A 25,577-nucleotide genomic window follows, 5' to 3' on the forward strand; every position below is an offset into this window, starting at 1 on the left:
GGCCGATGTCGCGGATCAAGGAGTTCAACCTGCCCGACCTCGGCGAGGGTCTGACCGAGGGCGAGATCCTGTCCTGGCTGGTCAAGGTCGGTGACATCATCGAGCTCAACCAGCCGATCGTCGAGGTGGAGACCGCCAAGGCAGCCGTCGAGATCCCGGCCAAGTGGGCGGGGCGCATCTCGCGGATCTTCGTGGAGGCCGGGACGACGGTCGAGGTTGGTTCGCCGATCGTGGCGATCGACACCGACCCGTCGGCAGGGCCGCTTCCGTCCCCGCAGGACGATCCGGCCCAGGGTTCGAGTGCGGCCCAGGGTTCGAGTCAGGCCCAGGGTTCGAGTCAGGCCCAGGGCTCCGGTCCGGTGCCGTCGGCCGAGTCGCTCGCCGCGGTCGAGATCGCGCCGGCCGAGGGCGCGATCGAGCCCGGCATGATCGGTGGTCCGGCTCCGGGGGGCCGCACGGCCGTGCTGGTGGGCTACGGCCCGAAAACCGCAACTGCCAAGAGAAGACCCCGCTCGGGTACGCCCACAGCCTCCACAACCGCAGCACCGGAGACGCGCCACCAGCCAGAAGCCCGTCCTCCGGCCGCCCCGCCGGGACCCACCGCCCTGGTTACGACGGCCGCCCCCCAGTCGCCCAGCCCAGCACAAAGTCCCGACCACACGGGCACCCGGGCCGGCTCCGGCAGCACCACGGCCCCCCCGGGCGCCCAGGCCGGTCGCGACAGCTCCGCGACGGCTCCCGCCGACACCGGCACCGCGGCCGACGGCGGGCAGGCGAACGGGCACCACTCCGGCAAGGTGCTGGCGAAACCGCCGGTGCGCAAACTGGCCCGCGACATGGGCATCGACCTGTCCACGGTGGCCGGCACCGGCCCCGCCGGATCCGTGACGCGTGCCGACGTACAGCAGAAGGCTCTTGATCTTGCTGCTCCGCCGGCGCCCGCCGTCGCGGCGAGGGCGACCACCGCGGTCTTCGACGAGTCCCGTGAGCAGCGCGTCCCGATCAAGGGCGTGCGCAAGCTCACCGCGGAGAACATGGTGGCCTCGGCGTTCAGCGCGCCGCACGTCACCGAGTTCCTCACCGTGGACGTGACCCGCTCGATGAAGGCGCTGGACCGCCTCAAGTCCCGCCCCGAGTTCCGTGACCTGCGGATCTCGCCCCTGCTGCTGGTGGCCAAGGCGGTCCTGCTCGCGGTCCGGCGGCACCCGATGGTCAACTCCACCTGGGCCGGCGACACCATCGTCGTCAAGGAGTACGTCAACCTCGGCATCGCCGCGGCGACCGAGCGCGGGCTGATCGTGCCGAACGTCAAGGACGCCGGCCGGCTCACCCTGCACGAGCTGGCCGAGGCGCTGAACGCCCTGGTCCAGGTCGCGAAGTCGGGCAAGACCCCGCCGTCGGACATGGCCGGCGGCACCTTCTCGATCACCAACGTCGGGGTCTTCGGGGTGGACACCGGCACGCCGATCCTGCCGCCCGGTGAGGCCGCCATCCTGGCCTTCGGCGCGATCCGGCCGACGCCGTGGGTGCACAAGGGAAAGATCAAGATTCGCCAGGTCACGACGCTCGGGCTGTCCTTCGATCACCGGATCGTGGACGGCGAGCTCGGGTCCAGGTTCCTGCGCGACATCGGACGCTTCCTGGAGGACCCGGAAGAGGCCATGCTCGCCTGGACGTAAAGCAAATTGTTTTCCCAACCTTCGATCCTTCGGCGGGTGCGCCGGATCACCCCTTAATCGTTTGGCGACTCGCCTTCCGGTGCGGCACACTCGTGGTGCACCGGAAAGCGAGCTTCAAACCGGGCCCGACCAGGCCCAAAGGGATGTGAGCACCACCATGAGCAAGATGATCGACCGCATGCGTCACCGCCGACTGATCAACCGTCAGAACCGCGCGATCGACCGCGCCTGGCAGTCCGCGCCGACCCAGTCGATGCGTGACGAGATCGCGCTCTTCGCCCAGCGCCGGCCCTACTGAGCCGAGCTGCTGCTGCGAAGCACCAACTGACTGACTTATCTCTCCCCCAGCTGCGATCCGCAGCACCACGGCCCGCCCGGCCCACCCCGGGCGGGCCGTACCTCTTTCGGGGCACGGCGCTGACCTCGGCATATGCCCTTCGACACGGTTTCCGCCGGGAATCCCGCCGGTGCGCCATGTGGTGAGCCGGGTGACGCCGTTGGGCGTACACCGGAGTTCCGAGCGGCCGCAACGCCCGGTACGGTTGGGTCCGGTCGCTGCCCGGGGGTCACATCGCCGGGCCGGTGACCGGGACCGGCGCCCTCTCCCCACGGGCCGGCGGTCCCGCACGGCCAGGCCGGTCGAGTGGCACGGCCGCCAGTGCCTCCCTGTCCACAGGCCGGGAGCACGGATCACGGCGGCTCCGCGTTCGTGCGAAGCTGGCAGGCCGAAGGGCGACGGAGGAGGCGGATATGACGTCCGAGGGGCAGCACGCCGGTCGGCAACCGGCCGAGGCCACGTCGGGCAGCGGACCCGCGACCCCCGACGGCTTCCCGCCGGATTCGGACGACGGTCGCGAGCCGAGCTCGTACGGTCCTCCACCAACGGCCACACCCAACGGCGGCTCGCCGTTCGTGGTTCCCGCAGTGCCGCCGTCCGGGCGTTCCTTCCCCGACGCGCCCGCGAACCGCTACGGCGTGCCCACGGCCGAGCCGCAGCAGCCCCAGCAGCCTCAGCAGCCCGGCCCGCAACGTCCCTCCGGACCCGAGTCGGTGTGGGCGCCGCCGCCCTCCGCCTCTCCGCCGCCGCCCTCCGCCGAGGGAAACGGCGACTTCCACGGCTTCGCGGCCGGCTCGCCCAACCGTGGCCAGGCCGGTCAGCGTCCCGCGGGCCGGTCCGCCTTCGGTGACCAGCAGGTCCGCGTCCCGGGTGCCACCCTGACCGGGCTCCCGGAGAACACGCCTCCCGGCCAGGGCCCGCCGCTGCCGTCGCTGCAGACCGGCCCGTCCGAGGCGCCGCTGCCCCGCCGCACACCGGCGCCGCCGCCCTCGGCGACCCCGCAGCCCGGCCAGCCCTCGATCTTCGACGTGCCCTCCCAGCCGACGTCCTCGCCCGCGGAGTCGCCGTTCGGCGAGCCTCCGGGTGGGCGCGGCCAGACACCGCTGCCGACCCGGCAGCCCTTCGGGGGCAGCTCGTCGCCGTTCGGGCACCGCGGCGCGGCCGCGCCGGACGAGTCGCCCGCGCTGCCGTCGCGCCAGCCGAGTTCGGGGCCGGACTCCGGGCCGTTCGGGCGGCCGACCTCGGGCGGGGCGACGTTCGGCAGCGCCGCGCCGGGTGAGTCGAGCCCGCTGCCGCAGCGTCAGGCGTTCCAGTCGCCCGCCGACAGCGAGCCGGCTTCGGGTGCGAGCCCGTTCGGCGTCCGGCCCGGCTCTGCCACCGACGATCAGGCCGGCGGCGGGTTGCCGCGGCAGGCGCCCGGTCAGCCCGCGGCGGGTGGCTACGCGCAGCGGGTGCCGGGGGCGTCGTTCGCGGCCAGTGGCGCGCCGACGTCGCCGCCGGCGTTCGGTGACGCGCCCGTGCCGGATCAGACCAGTCGGTCCGATGACCAGTCCGCAGCGTTCGGCCGGTCCGAGGGCGTTCCGTTCGGTGCGCGGCCTGGTTCTGACCAGCAGTCCGGCGCCTTCGGTGCCCGGCCCGGTTCCGACCCGCAGTCCGGCGCCTTCGGTGCTCGACCCGGCGCTGACCCGCAGCCTGGCGCCTTCGGTGCGCGGCCCGAGGGCGGACCGTTCGGCGCCCGGCCCGGCGCTGAGCCGCAGTCCGGCTTGGAACAGCGGTCCGGTGCCCCCTTCGGCGCCCGGCCCGAGGACGACCAGCAGTCCGGCGCCTTCGGTGCGCGGCCGGGCTCTGACCAGCAGCCCGGCGCCTTCGGTGCCCGGCCCGATTCCGACCAGCAGCCCGGCACATTCGGCGGGCGACCCGAGGGCGGACCGTTCGGCGCCCGGCCCGGCGCTGAGCCGCAGTCCGGCTTGGAACAGCGGTCCGGTGCCCCCTTCGGCACCCGGCCCGATTCCGACCAGCAGCCTGGCGCCTTCGGCACCCGGCCCGAGGACGACCAGCAGCCCGGCGCCTTCGGTGCGCGGCCGGGCTCTGACCAGCAGCCCGGCGCTTTCGGTGCCCGGTCCGGCTCCGACCAGCAGTCCGGTGCCTTCGGGAGCCCGGGCGCTTACGGCAGCCCGAGCCGGCCGAGTGCGTTCGGCAACCGTGATGCCGACGAGTCCGACCCGTTCGGCCGTGACTCGGCCGACGCCGACGGCGCCTTCGGCCGTGGCACCTCGCCCGCCACCGATTCCGACCGCACCACGCCGCCCGGCAGCCTCGGCGGCACCCCGGCTGCCCCGCCGCAGCCCTTCGGCGGCACGAGCCCCGCATACGGCGGTCCCAGCCCGGCCTTTGGCGGAAACGGGCAATTCGGCGCCGCACAGGTGTCCGGCGACCCCCGCAACGGCGCCTTCCCGCAGCCGCGCAACCCCGGTGAACAGGGCGGTCCCGGCTCCGGCGGTGCGGCCACCGGCACCGCCCGCCCGGTCTCGGCCAGCGCGTCGGTGCCGATGCCCAACCGCAGCGGCCCGGTCGACCCCGACGAGGTCCCGCCGCCAGTCGCGGCGCCGCAGGCCCGGGTCTACGGCCGTCCGGCCACCCCGCCGCCGGCCGATGAGCCCGACGAGCAGCCGCAGAGCGCGCCGCCCGGCGACGGCGCCTGGCCCTGGGACCGCGCCAAGGAGCAGCAGCCGGACCACTCGATGTACCAGCGCGACCCCGAACCGCCGGCCGCCGCGCCGCAGTCGCCGGGTCGCGCCTCGGGCCGCGCGAGCGCCAGTGCCCGCGTCGCCCCGCCGTCCGGCCCGCCGGCTCAGGACGCCGCCCCGCACAGCGGCCCGCCGTTCAGCGAGTTCACCGCCGACGTCGCCGGCCGCGGGCGCCCGGACCCCAGCTCCGGCGGTCCGTTCCAGGGCAACCCATACCAGGGCGGCCAGCCGGGCAACCAGCCCGGCGGCCCGATGGGCGGCCAGCCCGGCACGCCGATGGGCGCCCCGACCAGCGGCCAGCCCGGCGGCCCTCAATACGGCGGACCCCAGCACGGCGAGCCGCAGCACGGCGGACCCCAGTACGGCGGACCCCAACAAGGCGGACCCCAACACGGCGAGCCCCAGCACGGCGGACCCCAGTACGGCGGACCCCAACAAGGCGGACCCCAACACGGCGAGCCCCAGCACGGCGGACCTCAATATGGCGGCCCCCAGCAGGGCGTTCCCCAACAGAGCGGACCTCAGCACGGCGTTCCCCAACAGGGCGTTCCCCAACAGGGCGGACCCCAGCACGGCGGACCCCAGCACGGCGGACCCCAACAGGGCGGACCCCAGCACGGCGGGTTCCCGCCCGGCGCGCCCGGGCCCCTGCCCGGTGGGCCCAACCCGGCCGACCACTACGGCGAGCACACCACCGACATCTCCGGTCGCGGCCGACCCGACCAGCCCTACGTCCCGGCCGCCGCGCTGCCGTCCATGCACGCGTCGCCGCCTCTGGAGAACGGCTTCCCGCCCGCGAACCGCCAGGCCCCGCCCGGCGTCGAGGGCGACCGCCCCCGCATGGGCGGCGTCTTCCCCGGCCCGCCCACTCGCGGCACGGTCACCCCGCCCCCGCCGGACGACACGGCCAGCTGGCCGGGCACGGCCGAGGGCGGTCCGGAGGGTGACCAGAGCCGGTTCGAGCAGTTCCGGCCGGAGGCCGAGGCCGCCCCGGTGGCCAAACCGGAGACCACGCACGTCCGGATGCTGCCGATCCTGATCGGTGTGACCATCGCCGCCACGCTGATCGTCGGCTTGGCGCTCGGTCTGGTCTACCTGTTCTCCGGCGACGACTCGGGCGAGGGCGGCGGATTCGCTGTCGCGGCCGGCGAGTGCGTCAAGCGGAACGGGGACGAGGCGGTCAAGGCGGCGTGCACCGACGCGGGCGCCTTCGAGGTGGTGTCGGTCGCGAACACCAAGGAGGAGTGCGCCGACCCGGGTCAGCCATATGTGCTGAACCCGACCAGCGACGGGCGTACCCAGGTGCTCTGCCTCAAACCACGCAGCTGACGCCGATGGCAGTGGAGAAAGGCCCGCGGGTGCGGGCCCCTGAGCTGCGCGGCAGAGGCTGGCTGAACACCGGCGGCAAGCCGGTCACCCTGGCCGAGCTGCGCGGCAAGATCGTGCTGCTCGACTTCTGGACCTTCTGCTGCATCAACTGCCTGCACGTCCTGGACGAGCTGCGGCCACTCGAGGACAAGTACGGCGACGTGCTCGTGGTGATCGGCGTGCACTCGCCGAAGTTCGAGCACGAGCGTGATCCGGAGGCGCTGGCCGCCGCGGTCGAGCGCTACGGCGTGCACCACCCGGTGCTCGACGACACCGACATGATCATGTGGCAGCAGTACGCGGCGAAGGCCTGGCCCACGCTCGCGGTGGTCGACCAGCGCGGCTATCTGGTGGCGTCGATGGCCGGCGAGGGGCACGCCGAGGGTCTGTCCCGGCTGATCGACGAGCTGATCGCCGAGGGCGGTCTGCGGATCGGCGACTCGCCCTACGTGCCGTCCGCGCCGGCCGACACCACGCTGCGTTTCCCCGGCAAGGCGATCGAGCTGGCCGGCGGCAACCTGCTGGTCTCCGACTCGGCGCGGCACTCGATCGTCGAGCTGACCCCGGACGGCGACCGGGTGATCCGCCGGATCGAGGCGGGCTTCGCCGAGCCCCAGGGCCTCCTGCTGCTGCCTTCCAAGACCGCCGAGGTGGCCGGCTACGACGTGCTGATCGCGGACACCGTCAACCACCTGCTGCGCGGGCTCGTGCTGGAGACCGGCGAGGTCACCACGGTGGCCGGCAGCGGGCGCCCGTGGCGGTCCACGGTGGACGACCACGCGCACGACGCGCTGGCCGCCGACCTGTCCTCGCCCTGGGATCTGGCCTGGTTCGACGACAAGGTGATCGTGGCGATGGCCGGCATCCACCAGTTGTGGTGGTTCGACCCGGTGCGCCGCACGGTCGGCGTCTATGCCGGCACCACGGTCGAGTCGTTGCGCGACGGCCCGCTGCCGGACGTGTGGATGGCGCAACCGTCCGGACTGTCCGCGGCCGGCGACCGGCTGTGGATCGCGGACAGCGAGACGTCCGCGCTGCGCTGGATCGAGCACGGCGAGATGCACACCGCGGTCGGCCAGGGCCTCTTCGACTTCGGGCACGTGGACGGGCCGGCCGGGGAGGCGCTGCTCCAGCATCCGCTCGGGGTGGCCGTGCTGCCGGACGGGGATGTGCTGGTCGCGGACACGTACAACGGCGCCATCCGGCGGTACGACCCGGCGACCGAGACGGTGTCGACGGTCGACTCCGGTCTCGCCGAGCCGAGCGACATCCTGGTCACCGCCGCCGGCGACGTGCTCGTGGTGGAATCCGGCGCGCACCGACTGACCCGGCTCGCGCCCGGCACGATGAGCCACGGCGCGGTGAGCCACGGCGCGGTGAGCCACGGCGCGGTGAGCCCCGGCGCGGTGAGAACGGTCACCGGCGAGCGCCATCGCACCGAGCGGCCGGCCACCCGGCTGGCTCCCGGCGCTGTGACACTCGACATCGTCTTCACCCCGGCGCCGGGTCAGAAGCTCGACGAGACGTTCGGCCCGTCGACCCGCCTCGAGGTCTCCGCGTCGCCTCCCGAACTGCTCGCCGAGGGCGCCGGCGTGACCACCGACCTGTCCCGTCCTCTGGTCCTCGCGCAGGGTGAGGGCGTTCTGACGGTGGTGGCTCAGGCCGCGACCTGCGATGCTGAAGTCGAGCACGCCGCCTGCCATCTCACCCGGCAGGACTGGGGTGTGCCGGTGGTCGTGACCGCCGGTGGCGAGACGCGATTGCCGTTGATCTTGCGTGGCCTGGACGGGTGAGCAGCTTCACTACCCACGAGTAACCTACGGTGTCGTAACCTGGAGGTCGTGACGACTTCGACGCCCTTCCGGATGGAGCCGGCCGACCTCGGAAAGCCGAGGTTGCGCGGCCGGCTGCACCAGTACGCGTTCTTCGTCGCGCTCGCCGGCGGCATCGTGCTGTGCTCGATCGCGGCGAGCCGGCCGGGCTTCAGCCCCTTCCTGAGCTGCCTGATCTACAGCCTGACGGTCTGTGGCCTGTTCGGCATCAGCGCCCTCTACCACCGGCGGATCTGGTCGGAGCGCGGCTACCAGATCATGCGCCGCATGGACCACTCGATGATCTTCATCTTCATCGCCGGGACATACACGCCGTTCATCGTGCTGTTGCTCGACGGCACGAAGCAAAATGTGATGCTGGCCCTGATCTGGGTCGGCGCGATCGGCGGCGTGGCGCTGAAGAGCATCTGGCCACACCTGCCGCGCTGGGTCGGCGCGCCGCTCTATCTGGCCCTCGGCTGGGGTGCGGTGGCCATCCTTCCGGACATCCTGCACAACGGCGGCGCCGCCGCCCTGGTCCTGCTCTGCGCGGGCGGCGTCATCTACAGCGTCGGCGCGGTCTTCTATGCGCTGCGCCGCCCCAACCCGTGGCCCACGGTCTTCGGCCACCACGAGTTCTTCCACGCGTGCACGCTGGTCGCCGCGCTCTGCCACCACATCGCGATCTACTTCGCCCTCTTCGCATAGTCCGGTTCAGGCGCCGCCCAGCTGGTCGCGGCGCCGGATGAGATATGCCGTCTCCGCGGTGTTGCCGGCCAGCTCGATCGCCCGGTCGTACGCCGCCCGCGACTCCCCGCTCCGGCCGATCCGGCGCAGCAGCTCCGCGCGGGTCGCGTGGAACGCGTGGTAACCGTCCAGCGGGAGGCCGTCCAGCTCCGCCAGCGCGACCTGCGGACCGTCGAATTCGGCGACCGCGATGGCCCGGTTGAGCCGCACGATCGGCGACGGGTCGAGGCGGACCAGTTGGTCATAGAGCGCGACGACCTGCGACCAGTCGGTGTCCCGGACGTCCGGCGCGTCGGTGTGCACGGCGTTGATCGCGGCGAGGATCTGGTAGCGCCCCGGCGCCTGGCCGGAGGCGAGACGCGCGCGGACCAGGGCGTGCCCCTCGGCGATCAGCTCCCGGTCCCAGGCGCCGCGGTCCTGCTCACCGAGCGCGACCAGCTCACCGCTCGCCGACACCCGTGCGGTCCGCCGGGCCTCGGTCAGGATCATCAGCGCCAGCAGCCCCGCGACCTCGCCGTCGTCCGGCATCAGCTCGCGCACCAGCCGGGTGAGCCGGATCGCCTCGGCGGTCAGGTCGCCGCGGACCGCCTCCTTCTCCGGGTCCGAGGTCAGGTAGCCCTCGTTGAAGATCAGGAAGAGGACGGCGAGCACTCCGGTGATTCGGGCCGGCAGGTCCTCCCGGGAGGGAATGCGATAGGGGATCCGGGCCGCCTTGATCTTGTCTTTGGCGCGGGTGATCCGGCGGCCCATGGTGGCCTCCTGCACCAGGAACGCGCGGGCGATCTCGGGCATGGTCAGCCCGCCGACCATGCGCAGGGTCAGTGCGACCCGTGCCTCCATGGCGAGGGCGGGGTGACAGCAGGTGAAGACGAGTCGGAGCCGATCGTCGTCGACGGCGCCGAGTGGTTCCGGGATGTCGGACAGCATGAGCGCCGCCTTGTGTTTTTCCTCGCGCCTGGCCTCGCGCCGGAGCCGGTCGATGGCCTTGCGGTTGGCGGTGGTGGTGAGCCAGGCGCCCGGATTCGGCGGCACGCCGTCGGCCGGCCAGCGCTCGACGGCGGTCGCGAACGCCTCGGCGGCCATCTCCTCGGCGAGGTCGAGATCGCCGAAGCGTTTGCACAGGGTCGCGACCACCCGGGCCCACTCCGCGCGGTGGACCTGGGTGATCAGCTCGTCGAGGCCGGTCACAGTTCCAGGAACGGCCGCAGCTCGAGCCGCCGGTTGCAGGCCTTCGACGCGCCGGCGGCGATCCGGAGCGCGACGTCGAGGTCGGCCGCCTCGATGATCCAGAACCCGGCGATGTACTCCTTCGACTCCAGGTAGGGCCCGTCCGTGAAGATCGCTTCCTCGGGCCGGCCATCGACGACGGTGGCCGTGGCGGGCGCCGCGAGCCCGCCGGCGAAGACCCAGTGGCCGTCGGCCTGGAGCTGCTTGTTGTAGGCGTGGATCGCGGTCATCTCGTCCTCGGTGCCGGAGTTGGACCGGCTGTCGAGCACGGACATCAGATACTGCGCCATCGGGATCATCTCCAGTCGTCGTGCGGCCGCCCCTTCGGGCCGCCCTTCACCCGTGCTACGAACGCTTCGGCCCGGATCCGACAGGCCGTCCGAGATTTTCTGGTACGCCGCGCGGCACAGCCGCCGCCTCCCAAGGAAGGACTGTCGCACGAGATGGATCAACTCACTGGGGCGAGGGGCCGGATCCTCCTGCTCAACGGCGCCTCGAGCGCGGGCAAGAGCAGCATCGGCCACGCACTGCTCGCACTGCTGCCCGATCCCTGGTTCTTCGTCCCGGGCGACGCCATCGGCGCCATGCGCTCCACCGTGCACACCCGGTTGTTGGACGACGGGGAGGTCGCCGAGATGCTGCGAAGGACCCGGCTCGGCTATCACCGGGCGGTGGCGGGTCTCGCCGCGGCCGGCAATGACGTGATCATGGACTACCCGCTGAGCGAGCGGTGGCGGCTGACGGATCTGCTCGACGTGCTGCGTGACCACGACGTCACCCTCGTCGAGGTCCGCTGCGATCAGCAGGAGCTCGACCGGCGTGAGCGGGCCCGCGGGGATCGGCCGGTCGGCCTGGCCCGCTCCCAGGCGGCGGAGATCTTCGCCCACGGCGACTCGGACATCGTCGTGGATACCACGGAGACCGGCCCGGAAGCGTGCGCGCGGACGATCGTGCAGGCCCTCGACCGGCTCCGGGCGCCGAAGGCCTTCGACCGGCTCAGGCTGCGTCGTAGGTCGCCCGCGCGGCCAGCACGTCGTCCATGTGGTTGACCGCCCACTTCTCCAGCGCCTCGACCAGCGACAACAGGCTCTCGCCGAGATCGGTCAGCGCATAGTCCACCCGCGGCGGCACCACCGCGTGCACCGTGCGCGTGATCAGGCCGTCGCGTTCCAGCGCGCGCAGCGTCTGGGTCAGCATCTTGGGGCTGATGCCCTCGATGTTGCGCTGCAGCGACGTGTAACGCTCCGGCCCGTCGGCCAGCAGCATGACGATCAGCACACTCCAGGTGTCACCGATCCGGTCCAGAACCTGCCGGCTCGGGCAATCCTTGGCATAGGGCGTCGTCTTCACCAGGACACTATCCCTCAGGTGCGTATGGCACTTCAAGGTGCCCACTCTCTGTGGGGAAGTGATCCTCGATCAGCGCGGTTGCTGCCGAGTGGACCCGACAAACCTAGGAGATTCCATGACCATCGTCGTCACCGGCGCCACCGGCCCCTTCGGACGTCACGCCGTCGAGGCGCTGCTGGCCAAGGGCGTGCCCGCCGACCAGATCCTCGCCACCGGTCGCCAGATCGAAAAGATCCAAGACCTCGGGGTACGCGCGGAGCAGGCCGACTACAACAACCCCGAGGACCTCAAGCGGGTCTTCGACGGGGCGGAGAAGGTGCTCTTCGTCTCCGGCAGCGAGGCCGGCCAGCGCATCCCCCAGCACCGCAACGTGGTCGACGCGGCCACCGCGGCGGGCGTCGGGCTGCTGCTCTACACGAGCATCGTGAACGCCGACACCACCGACCTGATCCTGGCCGGCGAGCACAAGGCGACCGAGGCCATGATCAAGGAGTCCGGTCTGCCGCACGCGTTCCTGCGCAACAGCTGGTACCACGAGAACTACGACTTCGCCGGCGCCGTGCAGAACGGCGGGATCTTCGGGGCCGCACAGGACGGCCGGATCAGCGCCGCCGCCCGCCCGGACTTCGCCGAGGCCGCGGCCGCCGCGCTGATCAGTGGCGAGAGCCGGGTCTACGAGCTGGGCGGCCCGGGCTTCACGCTGGCCGGGCTGGCCGCCGAGATCTCGGCGGTGTCCGGCACCGAGGTGACCTACACCGACCTGTCGCCGGAGAAGCACAAGGAGTTCCTGATCAGCGTCGGTCTGCCCGAGGTGGCCGCGGTGGTGCTGTCGGACGCCGACCGCGGCGCCGCGCAGGGGGCTCTCGAGGTCAGCCCCGCCGACCTCGAGGAACTGCTCGGCCGCCCGGCCACGCCGGTGTCCGACGCGATCCGAGCGGCCCTGTCCGCCTGAGCCCTGTCGCCTGAGCTCTGTCCGCCTAGGCGGACGGCTTGCTCACCTGCCGTAGGTGGGGGGCGGCGGGTCCTCCCGGCGCACGGTCCGGACCTCGTCCACGACGCGACCGTCGCTGCGGATGATCGGCTGCCGCTCCTCGACCACCGTGCGGCGGCGGCTGTTCCAGAACCAGACCGTGACGATCAGGCCGACCAGTCCGGCCAGCATGAGGACGTAGCCGACGACGTTGATGTCGAGGCCGCTGATATCCGCATTGACGGCGAACGCGAGGATCGCCCCCAGCGCGAGTAGGAAAATGCTTCCGCCGATGCCCATCGGGCCCTCCTAGCTGGATGCCGCCGAGGGATGAGGCGACATGGTGAACCGGGGTCGTTCGTCGATGGGCGTGTTTACCCCGGCGAGCGAATCCGTAATCAGGCAAAGTGATCCGCATGACCGAACGGACCCTGATCCTCTTGCGGCACGCCAAGGCGGAGACCCCTGGTGAGCTGCGCGACTTCGACCGCAGACTGACCGAGAAGGGCGAGGCGGACGCGGACGCGGCGGGCGCCTGGCTGGCGGACGAGGGGCTGGTTCCGCGGCTGGTGCTCTGCTCGTCGGCGCAGCGCGCCCGGCAGACCTGGCACGGCGTGGCGGTCGCGCTGGCCCAGGCCGCCCCGGAGAAGCCGGCCGCGGAGGCGCACTACGAACTCGGCCTCTATGACGGCGGCCGGACCGAGGTGATCGACCTGCTGCGGGCGGTGCCGGACGACGTGGCCACGGTGCTCGTCGTGGGGCACAACCCGACGATGTCCGATGTGTCTGTCCTCTTGCGACCGGACGAGGAGGAACACGGCTTCGAGGGGCTCAAAACGTGCGGATTGGCCATACACAAGGCATCTGGTCCTTGGTCCGGCACCGAGCCCGGGTCGATGGACCTGGTGCTGAGGCACACCGCGCGGGGATAGCGAAAGGGCCGGCTGCTTTCGCAGCCGGCCCTCACGGTCTTTCGGTCAGAACGCGTCCTCGGACAGGTCCATCACGTCGAGCGTGGTGTTCTCGATGATCCGGCGGTCCGAGCCGATCCGCGGCAGCACCTCGCGTGCGAAGAACCGGGCGGCGGCCACCTTGCCCTCGTAGAAGGACTTGTCGGACGGCTTGACGTCGGTGCCGAGCGCCTTAAGGGCGACCTCGGCCTGACGCAGCAGCAGCCACGAAAGGATCACGTCACCGAGCGCGAGCAGCACGCGACGCGACGTGAGGCCGACCTTGTAGAGCTCGCGGGGCTCGCCGCTCTGCGACGCCATCAGCCAGCCCATCTGGATGCCCATGATGGTGTTCAGCTCGGTCAGCGCCTTGCCCAGGGCGAGCCGCTCCACCTTGAGCTGACCGTTGCCGGCCTCGGTCTCGATGAAGGCCTGGATGTCGCCGGCCAGCACGCCGAGCGCCTGCCCCTGATCCTTCACGATCTTGCGGAAGATCAGGTCGAGGCTCTGGATCGCGGTGGTGCCCTCGTAGAGCGTGTCGATCTTGGCGTCCCGCACATACTGCTCCAGCGGGTAGTCCTGCAGGAAGCCGGAGCCGCCGAAGATCTGCAGCGACTCGTGGCTGAGCAGTTCGTAGGCCCGCTCCGAGCCGACGCCCTTGACCAGCGGCAGCAGCAGGTCGTTCACCTTGCCGGCGGCCTTCGCCGCCTCGGTGTCGCCGGCCGCGTCCGCGATCGCGACCTTGTCCTGCCAGGTGGCCGTGAACGTGACCAGCGCCCGCAGGCCCTCGGCGTAGGACTTCTGCAGCATCAGTGAGCGCCGCACGTCGGGGTGGTGCGTGATGGTGACCCGCGGGGCCGCCTTGTCCATCTGCTGCAGCAGGTCGGCGCCCTGGACCCGCTCCTTCGCGTATTCCAGAGCGTTCAGGTAACCCGTGGACAGGGTCGCAATGGCCTTGGTGCCGACCATCATCCGCGCGTACTCAATGATCATGAACATCTGGCGGATGCCCTGGTGCACGTCGCCCAGCAGCCAGCCCTTGGCCGGGGTGCCGTGCTCGCCGAAGGTCATCTCGCAGGTGTTGCTGACCTTGATGCCCATCTTGTGCTCGACGTTGGTCGCGAAGACGCCGTTGCGCTCGCCCAGCTCGCCGGTCTGTGGGTCGAAGTGGAACTTGGGCACCAGGAACAACGACAGCCCCTTGGTGCCCGGGCCGCCCACCCCCTCGACGCCGACCGGGCGGGCCAGCACGTAGTGGATGATGTTGTCGGTCAGGTCGTGCTCACCAGAGGTGATGAAGCGCTTGACGCCCTCGATGTGCCACGAGCCGTCCGCCTGCGGGATCGCGCGGGTGCGGCCGGCGCCGACGTCCGAGCCGGCGTCCGGCTCGGTCAGCACCATGGTGGCGCCCCACTGCTTCTCCACGAACAGCTCGGCCCACTGCTGCTGTTCAGGGGTGCCCTCGGCCTTCAGCACGTGGGCGAAGGACGGGCCGTTGGCATAGAGCCAGACCGGCGCGTTGGCACCCAGGACGTGCTCGGCGATGGCCCACCACAGCGCCCGCGGCGCCAGCGTGCCGCCGATCGAGCTGGGCAGGTCGAGCCGCCAGAACTCGGAGGCCATGAACTTGGCATAGGCCCGCTTGAACGACTCCGGCAGCGGCGCGGTGTGCGTCTCCGGATCGAAGACCGGGGGGTTCCGGTCCGCGTCCGCGAAGCTCAGCGAAAGGTCCTCGCGAGCCAGCCGGTTGACCTCGCGCAGCACGTCGCGCGCGGTGTCCACGTCGATCTCGTCGAACGGCGCCTGGCCGAACGCCTGGTCGGCCCCGAACACCTCGAAGAGGTTGAACTCGAGGTCGCGCAGGTTGCTCTTGTAATGCGTCATGGGTGACTGCCCCGCTTCTCCCGGACGTGAGTTACCCGTCAGTAACACACACTGTATTACCCACGGGTAGACGTCGACAAGCGGCGAGTCGATCTGTGAGAAACCTCGAGATTGGGGGTGGTTGTCCGTCGATCCGCGTCTCAAACGTCTCCGATCGGTGGGAAGCGGGACAACCGTTCGGCCATTTGCAAGTTGCCGCGCCGCAAACGTCGTATCGACCGTCGGATCGAGTCGTTGCTCCCGATGTACGCGAAGGACGTATGCCAGAGGCCAGGAGGTCACCGTGTTCGCCACGATCAAGAGCCTGATTCCGGAGCCTCGCCAGGCGGACCAACCCCGTCGGTACGTCGGCAAGCACCGACTGCCCGAGCCCGTCCCGGCGCCCGAACCCGCGCCGGAGACTCCGACCGCCGAGGAAACCCAGCCCGCCGCGGTCTGAGTCACCGCTAGGAGCCCGCGGCTCCGACTTCCCAGCTCGGCATCGGCTGAGCCGGGTCGACGCCCGGACCCGCATATTCCAGCAGGACCAGGGCGATGTCGTCGTCCAGGTGCCCGTGCACCCAGTCGACCAGGGCGGTCTCCAGGGACGCGAGGCCGTCGCCCACCGTGCCGTGCCCGAGAAGTCGCCAGGCCCGGTCGGTGGTCGGGAAGAACTCACCGTCGCGCCTCGCCTCGCCCAGGCCGTCGGTGAAGAGCAGAATGCGATCGCCCGGCTCGAGCCGCTCCACGCGGGGCTGAGCGACCGGCATGAAACCCAGCGGCGGGGCGGTGGCCGGCGGATCCAGAGCGATCACCTGGCCGCGGCGCAGCAGCAGCGGCGACGGATGTCCACAGTTGACGATGGTCAGGGTGCCGCCGCGCTCCTCGACCAGGGCCGCGGTCACGAAGTCCTCGTCACCCACGCTGCGGGCCACCGCACGATCCAGATCGGTCACGATGGCGCGCAGATCGGCCCGCTCATATGCCACGTGCCGGTAGGACCCCAGCACGATGCTGGCCAGCCGGACCGCGTCCAGCCCCTTGCCGCGCACGTCGCCGATGATGATCCGCACCCCGTACGGCGTGTCCAGCGCTTCGTACAGGTCACCGCCGATGTCCGCGGCCGCGGTCGCGGAGATGTATCGCCCGGCCACCGCCAGCGAACCCACCTGCGGGCCGAGCGGGCGCAGCACCGCCTGCTGGGTCACCGCGGCCAGCCGCAGCAGTTCGGTGATGCGGGCCGCCTGGCGTTGCCGGATCGTCGCCACCGCGGCCGCGATGCCGGTGGCCAGCATGATGCCGACCACGTTGACCACACCGGAGACGCCGTGGTCCGGGTCGGTGCCGGCGAAGACCATGCCGACCACGGTGGCCAACGCGCCGATGCCCAGCACGGTCTGCCACGAGGCGAACACGGCGGCGAGGAACGGAACGGCCGCGAACAGGCCCACAAAACTGGCCCGGCGGTTGTCGACCAGCTCCACGGCGGACACGACGGTGAGCAGCACAAGGGCCGCGCCGAGACCGGCGCGGGAAGCTGGGCTCAACAGGCGGCGGCCCGACGCGGAAAAGATAGCCATGGGTACGCGCACAGCATGCCTGATCGAGGCGATGGACTGCATCAACTTGTCCCGTAGTCTGATGAGGTTCTGACCACGCGGCAGATCGGCCTCATTCAGTCGGCGGCGGAACCCCCGCACCTCGATGACAGGATGTCCCGGTGACATCCGACCTGCGTGACCGCTTGATCGCCGCGTTCCGGTGGACGGACCCAGGGCCGGACAGCGAGGTCTTGGTCAGCGATCGCTCCGGCTGGTGGCGTGATCCGCACATTCTGGACGGCCTCGGCCTGGCGCTCGGCAGCCTCTTCGCCAACGAGCAGCCGACCGTGGTGGTCTCCCCCGAGGTGACCGGCTTCCTGGTCGGCCCGCTGGTCGCCCGGGCACTCGGTGTCGGCTTTGTGGAGGCCTACCGAGACCGCGCCCGGCGGCCCATCCCCGAGCCGATGACCTGGGCCGACGTGGCCGCCGACCATCGCGGCGAACCGCAGCGGCTGGGCCTGCGCTCGCGGCTGATCGGGCCGAGCGACCGGGTGCTGGTGGTGGACGACTGGGCGGCCACCGGCGCACAGTCCCGGGCGCTCTATCAGGTCGTCTCCGAGCTCGGCGCGATCCCGCTGGGCACCGCGGTGATCGTCGACGAGTGCCCGCAGAACGTGACCATTCGCGGGCTGCTCACCGGCGCCGACCTGGATTTTCAGCCGACCTAGCCGGCCAGGACCCCGCGGGTCGGCTTCCAGCCGGTGGCGACGTAGTCGGCCAGGCCGCCCTGCACGTAGGGGTCGTCGGCCATGATCCGCTGGGCTTCCTCTTCCGAGTCGGCGCGGAGCAGCACGACGCCACCCTTGGGCGGGTCCTGCCGGCCGGCCGAGATGACGACGTCGCCCAGCCCGTCGAGGAACTGCAGGTGCGCCTCGCGCGCTTTGTCGATCTCGTCCGCCGGCGCTGTGTAAGTGGAGATCATCAGGTACATGTCGCCATCCTATGGGTCTACTGCGGACCTACGCGCCATAGAAGAACGGGTCCGAATCGGGTGCCGGAGTGTGTGCGCGACGTTCCGTGCAAAGCTGGCCCACCGGTACGATCCGCGGCATGCCGCCTTCGGGACGGGCCGCGTAGAGACCACGGAAGAGTGGTGATCCGCCCCACGTGCACATGTCCGCGCGCCAGTGCTGCGACCACTGTTGCAGCGCCGCGTCGCCGGTGAGGGCGTAGAGCCGGGCGAGCTGGTTGACGTGCACCGTGTGATAGATGTTCACCTGGTGACCGTCGATCTTCTTGGCGAAGTTCGTCTGATAGACCACGGTGTCGAAGATCCGCCACGGCACCTTGATCGTCGGCTGCTGCGGGGTCACCGCGCCGATGTCCACCCACTTCAGGTAGTTCGGCGCGGCGGTGAGCGGGTCGTACCGGCCGATCAGGGCCTGGACGCGGGCGGGGCGGGCCGGCTTGATGGTGAGCGTGTTGGCGGTCGGCCAGGACGCGTACGAGATCACGATGTTCGCCTGGCTCGGGCTCATCCGATGGACCTCCCAGCGGTACGGCTTCTTCGCCGGCCCGAAGGTCCCCTCCCCCGGCACCGTCACCGACAACGAGCTGTACGTCGTGCCGACCACCCGCACGGCGACGTATCCGGTCAGGCCGTAGCGGGACAGGTGGCGAACCGGGTCGTCATACCTGGGCAGCACCTTGACCAGCGCCTTGGTGGACTTCAGCACCACGTCGCGGGCCCGCGAGTCGCCGGAGAGGCGCCCGTAGTTCCAGATCGACAACAGCGTCGACAGCCAGCCGTTGAGGACGTAGCTGTTCGGGCGCTGCGGCACCTCGGCGATCGACACGCCGTTGCGGTCGGTGAACAGGACGCCGCCGCGCTCATTGGGCACCAGCAGCGCGTCCATGGCCTGCCGGGCGGCGGTGGCGATCGTGTCGTCGCCGGTCAGATCGGCGGCCTGCTGGAGCTGATCGGCGTAGTAGGCGGTGGTGAGGCCCGAGTAGTAGCGACGGGTCGCGCGGGCGGTGCCGGCCTCGGCGTACCAGAAGACCAGGCCGCCCTCGTGCACCTTCATCCGGCGGATCGCGGCGTGCGCCACGATGCCGACGGCGTTTCGGAGCTCGGTGGTCGGCGTCGCCTCGTACTGGTCGATGTAGTCCGCGATGACGTACGTCGGATAGATCGGGTGCTCGAAGAGTGAGCCGTCCGGCTCGCGGCGGGCCGGGTAGTGATCGGCGGTCCAGGCGATCCGATAGAAGCTCGTGGCGATCGCCGCGAAGTCGTCGCTGAACGGCGGCATGTCACCCGGCGCCGCGGTGGCTTTCGCCGGGGCCGGCCCGACAACAAGCAGGAGCGCAATCAGGGCAAGAGCCATATTTCGACGCACACTTGATTAACGCACAGGATCACCGCCGGACGTGCGAGTTGCCCGGCCTCCCGCCTCGAGGACACGCAACGCATTGAGGGTGATCATCTCGTTCGGCCCGCCGCGTCCCCAATCGACCAGTTCGGGATAGACGTCGGGGTTTCCGGGTTTCCACCAGTAGCCGTTCGCCTGCCACCTGCCGTCCGGCCGCCGGCGTCGCTCCACCTCGTCCAGGGCGTCGGCCGCGCGCGGGTCGGTCGCCAATCCCATCCGCGACAACAGCAGCAGGCCCTGCAGGATGTCGTAATGCCAGTAGGGCGGGTACCGGAAGTCCAGGAACTGCTTCTTGATCACCCGATCGCCGCTCTTGAACAGCCGATGGTCGAGAAACAGTTCCGCGGCCTTGCGAGCCGGTTCCGCCCGGCCCATCTCGTGCAGCCCCCACATCGGCCCGAACGTCTCATGAAACGACGAGCGCCGCCCGGATGCGCGCTGGTCACAGTTCCATCCGCCGTCCGGCCATTGCCATTCCTCGAGCAGATCGGCCAGCCGCCGCGCCCGCGGATCGTCCCGGCGCCCGAGCCGGCAGCAGGCGGCCAATGCGTTGCCCTCAATGGAGGCGTGCCGCAGCGGAAGACCTTTGCTTTTCGGGTACGTGTTGTGCGAAAGCCACTCCAGCACATAGTCGGTGAGCTCTGTGACACGTGGCAGCGCGGGCGAGACGCCGAGTTCGGCGAGCGAGATGAGTCGCCAATGGACACCCGTCCACTTCCGATAGGGATGCCCCTCGATCGGCGCGTTCAGCAGCGCATCAACCTTGGGCCCGCTTTCGACCGGCGGGACCTCTTCCCCGAGGAGGTCACGCCGCGCCAGGGCTCGCACGGCCGGCTCGTCCGACTCCAGCAGCCAGGCAATCGCGGACATCGTGCTCCTTTGGTCAGGGAAGCGGGTGCGCCTTGAGGCATTGGGGACAGCGGTCGACCTGGCGATCGGGCGGGCAGGCCCAGAGATCGTCGCTGGGCTGGACCTTGCTCGCCTCCGGAAGGCAGTCCGGCCGCTGCCCATTGTCCGCCGCATGCGCGAGCGGGCGCCCGGTTCCGCCGACCAGCGCGCTGTCGAGGATCTCGTACCAGACGGTCAGCGCGGGTTCCCGGATGGCGGCGGCCGCCTCCTCCGGGCTGACGTGGTCGGTGTTGAGCCAGAGGTCGGCCTCGGCGTCCTCCGACGGCCGCTGCGCGGACCACAACCGCACCACGGTCCAGTCCACGTCCGGCCGGAGTTCCTTGACCGCCGAAACGGCAGCGGCGTCCTCCGCGAACAGCACCGGAATGCTGGTGACATAACGAGAATCGAGCCGCCCGAGCGCCCGGGCGATCTCGTCCCCGCCGGCGTCGGCAGACCCGAGAATCAGAACGCCGCTCGTTTCGTCAGTCACGCGGCAGCACCGTAGCGCAACACGACAACCCCACTGGGCAGGGGTTCCACGCCGGCGAGTGTGAGCCGCCGCGGTGCGAACTCGCGAGGCAGCACCGGAATCCCGGCCCCGGCGAGAACCGGACTGACCTTGATCACGAATTCATCGATCTCATCGAGCAGCTGCGCGGCCAACTTCCCACCTCCGGCGAGCCAGACATCAAGCCCGTCCTCGGCCTTGAGCCCCCGCACAACCTCGACGGGATCCCCCTCGACGACGGTGACCCCGTCGGCTTCGAGCCCGTGCGCAAAGACAACCTGCCGCAGATGCGCATAGGGGCTCGCAATCCCCAGATCGAGCGCGGGCTGATAGGTCCCCCGCCCCATGACGACGGTGTCAAACATCAGATTGGGAAGCTCATCGATCCCGATCCCCCGCCGCACATGCGTAGGCAACGTCTCCGGACAGTGCCCAACAACCCACTCGACCATGTCAGCCTCAACGGGAAAGAACTCAAACCCCCCATCAGGCCCAGCAATAAACCCATCCGGCGTAACAGCGATGTAGTAGATCAGCTTCCGCATGACCCCATCATGACCGCCACCCACCTGCCCCAACCCCGCCCCAGCCAGACACCGATCCCCGCCCCGTCTCCGCGTCCTTGATCATGGCTCGGAAGACGACGTCGGCGAGCCGACGCTTGAGCAGCGCATGGCTGCCTTGTGAGTCTTGTCGGCGGCTCGTTTGCGCTGGTAGTAGTCCCTCGCTGGGTCTGCGTCATGGCCATCACATGCAGCGCGTAGTTCAGCTGACGGTCACCGGCCCGCGAAAGACGATGCCGCTGGACGTCACCCGAGGAAACTTCTATCGGCGCGACGCCGCAGAACGACGCGAAGGCGGACTCGGATCGGAACCGGCTGACAGGCCCGGTCCGGGCGAGGATCTCGGCGGCCATGACGTCACCGATGCCGTGCAGCTCGGTCAGTGTCGTGCCGCTGGCGGCGACCGCGGCACCCAACGTGGCAGTGGTCTCGCCGATGCGCCGATCGAGCCGGCGAAGCTCAGCCAGCAGTTCGACGGCCAACCTGCGCACTGTGCGGGCCAAGGTGCGCGGCCGGATCGTGCGCAGAGCGGCAGCTGCGGACTCGGCGGTCAGCTTGCGAGGAAGGCCGGACGCGATGAGCTGAGCGAGAAGGACGTGTAGACGGTTGACGGTCTGGGCGCGCGAGCGGACCAAGGTCGCCGCGGTGTTCCGCTCAGCGCGCCTGCCAACGAAGAAAGCACACCGCTACCAGCGGCCCAGATCCCCGCTCAGATGCCAATCAATGAGAAGAGCGATCCCCGCAACCAACGCCGGACCAGGCAGTCAACAAACGCCAAAGTCACTCGAGATCAAGCCCCACAAGCAAGCGAGCCCAAGCAAGCGCTCCGCCGACCACTACCGAGCCATTCCACCGGCCGACACAATCCCGACCGCCCAGCGCAAAGCCGCCCGTACCCAAGCAGTCAAAGGAGGCACCAAACCCGGCAGCAGCTCACCCACCGCAATCACCGCACCGTGGGGGTTTGGGGGCTCGGCCCCCAAGCAGATATGCGAGAAGGCCCAGGTCTGCGCTCTCCGCAGACACAGGCCCCCGCCGACGAGCGGGTGACGGGAATCGAACCCGCACTGTCAGCTTGGGAACCGTACAAGATCTCCTGCCTTAACCCTCTCACCGCAGGTCACGGCGGCACCGTGTGGCCTGGAGTGACCTCTCGAAGCCTGAACTAATGGCCCATAGATGGCCCGCGCGACGGTCCTCACCGGCAAGGAACGCTGCCCGGGTTCTGCGAGTAATTCCCGCTGGAGGTTAGGAGGTCCGCTCCGAACGGCCGCTGGCCGTCTAGTGTCAGCGAGTCACACTGGTGTCAGGCAAAGCGTACGGAGGGTGATCATGGCAGTAGATGCAATGTCGGTGATTGTGGGGGCGTTGGCTGCTGGCGGGGTGGCTGGGGCGAAGGACGTGGCAACAGCGGCCGTCAAGGATGCTTACGCCGGTCTGCGCGGACTGGTGGTACGTCGGGTCTCGGGCTCGCCGCAGGAGACAGAAGTCGTTGAGATCCTCGACGCCGACCATCTTGAGCCTGAGATCAGGCAGGCCCGGTTGCATCAGGCGCTAACGCGGGCGCAGGTCGACGCTGATGCCGAGATTGTGGCGGCTGCTCAGCGGTTGCTGACGCTCATGGACCCTGCCAGCGCTGAGGCAGGCAAGTTCAAGGTCGATGCGTCGCAAGCCAAAGGCCTCTACGTAGGCGACGGCGGAACGCAGACGAACACCTTCTCCTGACCCACCGCAGGATTGGTCATTGGCGAATGAACACCGGCAAGCCCTCGAACAGCGAGGAACAAAGTTACAGCGTGGATGCGTCGCGAGCCGGCGGCGTCTACACCGGTGACGGCGGAACTCAGCACAACCACTTCTATGCGAGTTCAGGCTTGGATCAGGATGAAACCGCCAAACTCGTCGAGCACGTTGCTCAGGCTCTCAAGTCGCGACCGGTGGGATCGCCGGCTCCGTTGCCCGGATGGGTGCGTGTCACAAGGCAATTCTTAACCACCCGAAAGCCGCGTGCAGATCTTGCGGACTTCTTCGACGGCCTAGCGCCAGACTGGAAGGACATATGCCATCCCGAATTGCGCCCTCGCCCGGCATTGATGAAGATTGTCCAGGCCTTCCAGCCTGATGATCTAGAAGACCGCAGCATTCTGGTCCGCATTGGTGGAGCTACTGGCGACGGCAAGTCCACGATCCTCCTTCAGGCCGTTGTCCTGCTTGCGCAAGAAGATCGCTTCGGCACAATATTCTGGCGAAGCACGGCGGATGCCAGACTCACGCCAGATGTCGTAGCCGCGATGCGTGAATGCCAGCGGACTGTTTTGATTGCATCCGACGACGCCGAGGCCCTGCTGGCGGACATCGATTCTTACGAAAAAATGAAGTTGCACGAGGAGGAAGTATTCGTGCACTTCCTTTTGGCCAGTCGTGACGTCGACTGGAATGCAGAGCGCGACCGGCTCGGCTGGAAAGGAAGCGTTGCCGACCGATGGGCAGCTTCCTTCCGAGTAAGTTCACCCATTCAGGTAGGCGTGGTTGATCCAGCCGATGCTTTAGTGGTTGCTCAGAATTGGGTTCACTGCTCATCAAGCCGACCCGCGCGGCTCGCTACTGGCGACATTAGGTCAATAGCGCGAGAGATGGTGGATGCGAGCAGAGCCTCAGAAGGACGGCAGGCATTCATGGGTGGCGTCCTGTCCATGCGTTTCGACTCCGAACGCCTTCGATCTAGATTGTCCTCATTGTTGTCTAGGTTGGCGACGATACACTCGGGCGAGCCGGGCATTTCCTTAGCGGAATTCATTGTCGCGCTTGGTGCCGTGGACATCAGCGGCATTGAGGGTGTCCCGCGAGATGTCGCCGCACGTTTTCTTGGAATTGCCGAATCGGACTTGCGGCCACTGGTCGAAGTGCCGATGAAGCGAGAATTCTTCCTAAGCACATCGTCGCGCGAATTCTTTGCTCGACACCCCAGTATCTCGAAGGCTCTAGTGGAGTTGAGCCTCAGTGACGAGTATGGCGTACGGGTAGAGTCAAGCTTGCAGAAGCTCATTGGCGACGTCCAGTACATCGGGAGAAGCAATGGCTTTCGCGGCGGGTTCGGAAAGCTCAAAGATCTCGGGCGGCGATTGGCCTTCAGTGGCGTCTCGCATGATCTGATTGGCGAGCTAGCCCTTAACTTGTGCCGGACGGCCTGCGTCGTCGCTCCTTGCGACCTCAGCAGCTTCACGGCTTTGTCGCAGGTGCTTCGGGAGCAACAGCAGCCGGAGGCCTCGTTGAGAGAAGTTTGGGAGGACACTACGGCTCGGCTAGATGACGTGACTCAGTGGAGTGACTACGCCGAGTACACCCGGGGCTCCTGGTGCGAACTGGCTACTGCACTCGGAACTTGCAAGAAGTGGTGGCCAGCGTTCTGGGCCGCGCAGGTCTCTATATCGGACCGTCCTCAAAACAAGCTCGACCCGCATCAGGTTGTAGTATCACTAAGTCTCATTTCTCTCAACGCGATGCGAACCTTTGAGCACGCAAGTAATCAAGACGATCTCAGTACTTTATTGACAGAGGTAGCGGCATTGACAAGCCAGATTGGATCGGCTTTCTACGACGAATACCGCTATCCGACGCGCTGCCTTGAAGAACTCGGCATCACGCCTAGAGAGTTTGGCGGTGCGGAGGCTTTGAGGTCGGCGCTGTTACGAGTATCAAGAGGCCTAAAGGCCACGCAGCCAACGCTATCCTGGTGTGCCCGAGCTGTTGACCCGAGGGATGACTCTCTTGTCAAGTTGACAAACCTAGTCTCCCGCTTAGCTAAGTGAGGGCTCCGGGCTCCGCGGAGGCGCAGTCCGCGCAAGATGGCGAACGCAGCCCTCGTCGAGTGCTGCCGCAGGCCCTCTGGACGGCCCAGAGACCAAAAGGCGTACCCCGCCACCAACGCTGCTAACGGCGAAGCTCGGTAGAGCGGGTGACGGGAATCGAACCCGCATGTTCAGCTTGGGAAGCTGATGTTCTGCCATTGAACTACACCCGCGATGGTGCGTCGTCACTCTACAGGATCAGCTTGCCACCAGTGAACGGCCTAAGCGGGCCGCCGGGTCCTTCCACGTGCGGGTGATCGGTGGCCTGGATGTGGCGAACGGCAGTGCGCCCGACTCGCCGTGGCGGCGCAGCATCGCTGACTCGACGGAGAGCTCGAACACGCGCCAGTCGATCAGCGGCGAAGCGTGCAGCGCCGTCGCCAGCCGCGCGATCACCGCCGGATCGTCCACCGGCGTGGCCAGGCCGGTGATCATCGCCTCGTCGTCGCACTCCTCCGGCGGGAACGAATGCAGCGCATAGCGGCCGTCCCGCTCCAGGTCACGCCGCTTGGGGGAACTCACCACGAAGCAGAACAGGCCGTCCGCCGTGATCACCGGCGACACCGGATGGATCCGCGGGCCGCCGTCGGCCCGCACGGTGGCCAGATATGCCAGGCCGGGGCCATATTGCTGCAGCAGCGCTCGGACGCCGGCGGCGAGAGCGGGCGATGACGCGACGAACGCGGACCAGGTTGCCATCCCGCGATCATATCGAACACACGTACGAAAGAACCACCGAAGTATGGTG

Annotated in this window: 24 protein-coding genes and 1 tRNA gene; 11 read left to right on the forward strand and 14 right to left on the reverse strand. The window is 69.3% G+C overall.

The window, feature by feature from the left end; translation table 11 throughout:
• Positions 1-5 precede the first annotated feature (5 nt).
• The 4 genes from ACZ6TI_RS04600 to trhA all read left to right on the forward strand — a co-directional run bounded on the left by ACZ6TI_RS04600 (position 6) and on the right by trhA (position 8,650).
• Entirely contained in the window at positions 6-1,679 is a 1,674-nt protein-coding gene (locus tag ACZ6TI_RS04600; protein WP_465343615.1) for a dihydrolipoamide acetyltransferase family protein, read from the forward strand.
• A gap of 750 nt (positions 1,680-2,429) precedes the next feature.
• On the forward strand, positions 2,430-6,092 hold the full coding sequence (locus ACZ6TI_RS04605; protein WP_465343616.1) for a DNA polymerase III subunit gamma/tau domain-containing protein: 3,663 nt from the start codon (positions 2,430-2,432) through the stop codon (positions 6,090-6,092).
• A 5-nt stretch (positions 6,093-6,097) separates the two neighbouring features.
• Positions 6,098-7,924 carry an NHL domain-containing thioredoxin family protein gene (locus ACZ6TI_RS04610; RefSeq protein ID WP_465343617.1) on the forward strand — a complete coding sequence of 609 codons (1,827 nt, stop codon included), beginning with the start codon at positions 6,098-6,100 and terminating at the stop codon, positions 7,922-7,924.
• Between the two features lie 48 nt (positions 7,925-7,972).
• Complete coding sequence (trhA, locus tag ACZ6TI_RS04615; RefSeq protein WP_465343618.1) at positions 7,973-8,650, forward strand: PAQR family membrane homeostasis protein TrhA; 678 nt, start codon at positions 7,973-7,975, stop codon at positions 8,648-8,650.
• 6 nt (positions 8,651-8,656) lie between these two features.
• On the opposite strand, the gene ACZ6TI_RS04620 is transcribed toward trhA, so the two are convergent.
• Positions 8,657-9,877, reverse strand: a complete 1,221-nt coding sequence (locus tag ACZ6TI_RS04620; protein WP_465343619.1) for an RNA polymerase sigma factor — start codon at positions 9,875-9,877, stop codon at positions 8,657-8,659.
• Complete coding sequence (locus tag ACZ6TI_RS04625; protein WP_465343620.1) at positions 9,874-10,206, reverse strand: YciI family protein; 333 nt, start codon at positions 10,204-10,206, stop codon at positions 9,874-9,876. The genes ACZ6TI_RS04620 and ACZ6TI_RS04625 overlap by 4 nt, the downstream gene beginning before the upstream one ends.
• 153 nt (positions 10,207-10,359) lie before the next feature.
• Here ACZ6TI_RS04625 and ACZ6TI_RS04630 point away from each other — a divergent pair, with 153 nt between their 5' ends.
• Positions 10,360-10,965, forward strand: a complete 606-nt coding sequence (locus ACZ6TI_RS04630; protein ID WP_465343621.1) for a chloramphenicol phosphotransferase CPT family protein — start codon at positions 10,360-10,362, stop codon at positions 10,963-10,965.
• Here the strand turns inward: ACZ6TI_RS04630 and ACZ6TI_RS04635 are convergent.
• The gene (locus ACZ6TI_RS04635; RefSeq protein WP_465343622.1) at positions 10,913-11,266 is read right to left on the reverse strand and encodes a winged helix-turn-helix transcriptional regulator; all 354 of its coding nucleotides are present in this window, start codon (positions 11,264-11,266) and stop codon (positions 10,913-10,915) included. The genes ACZ6TI_RS04630 and ACZ6TI_RS04635 overlap by 53 nt on opposite strands.
• 115 nt (positions 11,267-11,381) lie before the next feature.
• Between ACZ6TI_RS04635 and ACZ6TI_RS04640 the strand changes: the two genes are divergently transcribed.
• A complete protein-coding gene (locus tag ACZ6TI_RS04640) occupies positions 11,382-12,218 on the forward strand; it encodes an NAD(P)H-binding protein (RefSeq protein WP_465343623.1) in 837 nt (278 codons plus the stop codon).
• Positions 12,219-12,260: 42 nt separating this feature from the next.
• Here ACZ6TI_RS04640 and ACZ6TI_RS04645 read toward each other — a convergent pair whose 3' ends face one another.
• Positions 12,261-12,536: a DUF6458 family protein gene (locus ACZ6TI_RS04645; protein ID WP_465343624.1), complete on the reverse strand. Its 276-nt coding sequence runs from the start codon at positions 12,534-12,536 to the stop codon at positions 12,261-12,263.
• Between the two features lie 116 nt (positions 12,537-12,652).
• Between ACZ6TI_RS04645 and ACZ6TI_RS04650 the strand changes: the two genes are divergently transcribed.
• Entirely contained in the window at positions 12,653-13,168 is a 516-nt protein-coding gene (locus tag ACZ6TI_RS04650; RefSeq protein ID WP_465343625.1) for a SixA phosphatase family protein, read from the forward strand.
• Between the two features lie 45 nt (positions 13,169-13,213).
• Here the strand turns inward: ACZ6TI_RS04650 and ACZ6TI_RS04655 are convergent, their stop codons facing one another.
• Complete coding sequence (locus ACZ6TI_RS04655; protein WP_465343626.1) at positions 13,214-15,070, reverse strand: acyl-CoA dehydrogenase; 1,857 nt, start codon at positions 15,068-15,070, stop codon at positions 13,214-13,216.
• A gap of 283 nt (positions 15,071-15,353) precedes the next feature.
• Here ACZ6TI_RS04655 and ACZ6TI_RS04660 point away from each other — a divergent pair, with 283 nt between their 5' ends.
• Positions 15,354-15,509, forward strand: coding sequence for a hypothetical protein (locus tag ACZ6TI_RS04660; RefSeq protein ID WP_465343627.1), 156 nt, complete (start codon positions 15,354-15,356; stop codon positions 15,507-15,509).
• A gap of 7 nt (positions 15,510-15,516) precedes the next feature.
• Here the strand turns inward: ACZ6TI_RS04660 and ACZ6TI_RS04665 are convergent, their stop codons facing one another.
• Positions 15,517-16,629 carry a PP2C family protein-serine/threonine phosphatase gene (locus tag ACZ6TI_RS04665; protein WP_465343628.1) on the reverse strand — a complete coding sequence of 371 codons (1,113 nt, stop codon included), beginning with the start codon at positions 16,627-16,629 and terminating at the stop codon, positions 15,517-15,519.
• A gap of 140 nt (positions 16,630-16,769) precedes the next feature.
• On the opposite strand from ACZ6TI_RS04665, the gene ACZ6TI_RS04670 reads away from it, so the two are divergent.
• A complete protein-coding gene (locus ACZ6TI_RS04670; protein ID WP_465343629.1) occupies positions 16,770-17,318 on the forward strand; it encodes a phosphoribosyltransferase family protein in 549 nt (182 codons plus the stop codon).
• Here the strand turns inward: ACZ6TI_RS04670 and ACZ6TI_RS04675 are convergent.
• Genes ACZ6TI_RS04675 through ACZ6TI_RS04700 form a run of 6 tightly spaced genes read right to left on the reverse strand, consistent with a single transcriptional unit; the run spans position 17,315 to position 21,334 of the window.
• Complete coding sequence (locus ACZ6TI_RS04675; protein WP_465343630.1) at positions 17,315-17,581, reverse strand: YciI family protein; 267 nt, start codon at positions 17,579-17,581, stop codon at positions 17,315-17,317. The two genes, ACZ6TI_RS04670 and ACZ6TI_RS04675, sit on opposite strands and share 4 nt — an antisense overlap.
• Positions 17,582-17,609: 28 nt before the next feature.
• A complete protein-coding gene (locus tag ACZ6TI_RS04680) occupies positions 17,610-18,974 on the reverse strand; it encodes a D-glucuronyl C5-epimerase family protein (protein WP_465343631.1) in 1,365 nt (454 codons plus the stop codon).
• An 18-nt stretch (positions 18,975-18,992) separates the two neighbouring features.
• A complete protein-coding gene (locus ACZ6TI_RS04685) occupies positions 18,993-19,889 on the reverse strand; it encodes a prenyltransferase/squalene oxidase repeat-containing protein (protein WP_465343632.1) in 897 nt (298 codons plus the stop codon).
• A gap of 13 nt (positions 19,890-19,902) precedes the next feature.
• Positions 19,903-20,400: a hypothetical protein gene (locus ACZ6TI_RS04690; protein WP_465343633.1), complete on the reverse strand. Its 498-nt coding sequence runs from the start codon at positions 20,398-20,400 to the stop codon at positions 19,903-19,905.
• Positions 20,397-20,963: a dihydrofolate reductase family protein gene (locus ACZ6TI_RS04695; RefSeq protein ID WP_465343634.1), complete on the reverse strand. Its 567-nt coding sequence runs from the start codon at positions 20,961-20,963 to the stop codon at positions 20,397-20,399. The genes ACZ6TI_RS04690 and ACZ6TI_RS04695 overlap by 4 nt, the downstream gene beginning before the upstream one ends.
• Positions 20,951-21,334 (reverse strand): transposase, encoded by a 384-nt coding sequence (locus tag ACZ6TI_RS04700; protein WP_465344281.1) that lies wholly within the window; start codon positions 21,332-21,334, stop codon positions 20,951-20,953. The genes ACZ6TI_RS04695 and ACZ6TI_RS04700 overlap by 13 nt, the downstream gene beginning before the upstream one ends.
• Positions 21,335-22,313: 979 nt before the next feature.
• On the opposite strand from ACZ6TI_RS04700, the gene ACZ6TI_RS04705 reads away from it, so the two are divergent.
• The gene (locus tag ACZ6TI_RS04705; RefSeq protein WP_465343635.1) at positions 22,314-22,706 is read left to right on the forward strand and encodes a hypothetical protein; all 393 of its coding nucleotides are present in this window, start codon (positions 22,314-22,316) and stop codon (positions 22,704-22,706) included.
• 26 nt (positions 22,707-22,732) lie between these two features.
• Positions 22,733-24,790, forward strand: coding sequence for a P-loop NTPase (locus ACZ6TI_RS04710; RefSeq protein WP_465343636.1), 2,058 nt, complete (start codon positions 22,733-22,735; stop codon positions 24,788-24,790).
• A gap of 141 nt (positions 24,791-24,931) precedes the next feature.
• Here the strand turns inward: ACZ6TI_RS04710 and ACZ6TI_RS04715 are convergent.
• Positions 24,932-25,002, reverse strand: a tRNA-Gly gene (locus ACZ6TI_RS04715).
• A gap of 25 nt (positions 25,003-25,027) precedes the next feature.
• Complete coding sequence (locus ACZ6TI_RS04720; RefSeq protein WP_465343637.1) at positions 25,028-25,528, reverse strand: pyridoxamine 5'-phosphate oxidase family protein; 501 nt, start codon at positions 25,526-25,528, stop codon at positions 25,028-25,030.
• Between the last annotated feature and the right edge of the window lie 49 nt (positions 25,529-25,577).

Source organism: Actinoplanes sp. NPDC051388 (genome assembly GCF_055586225.1).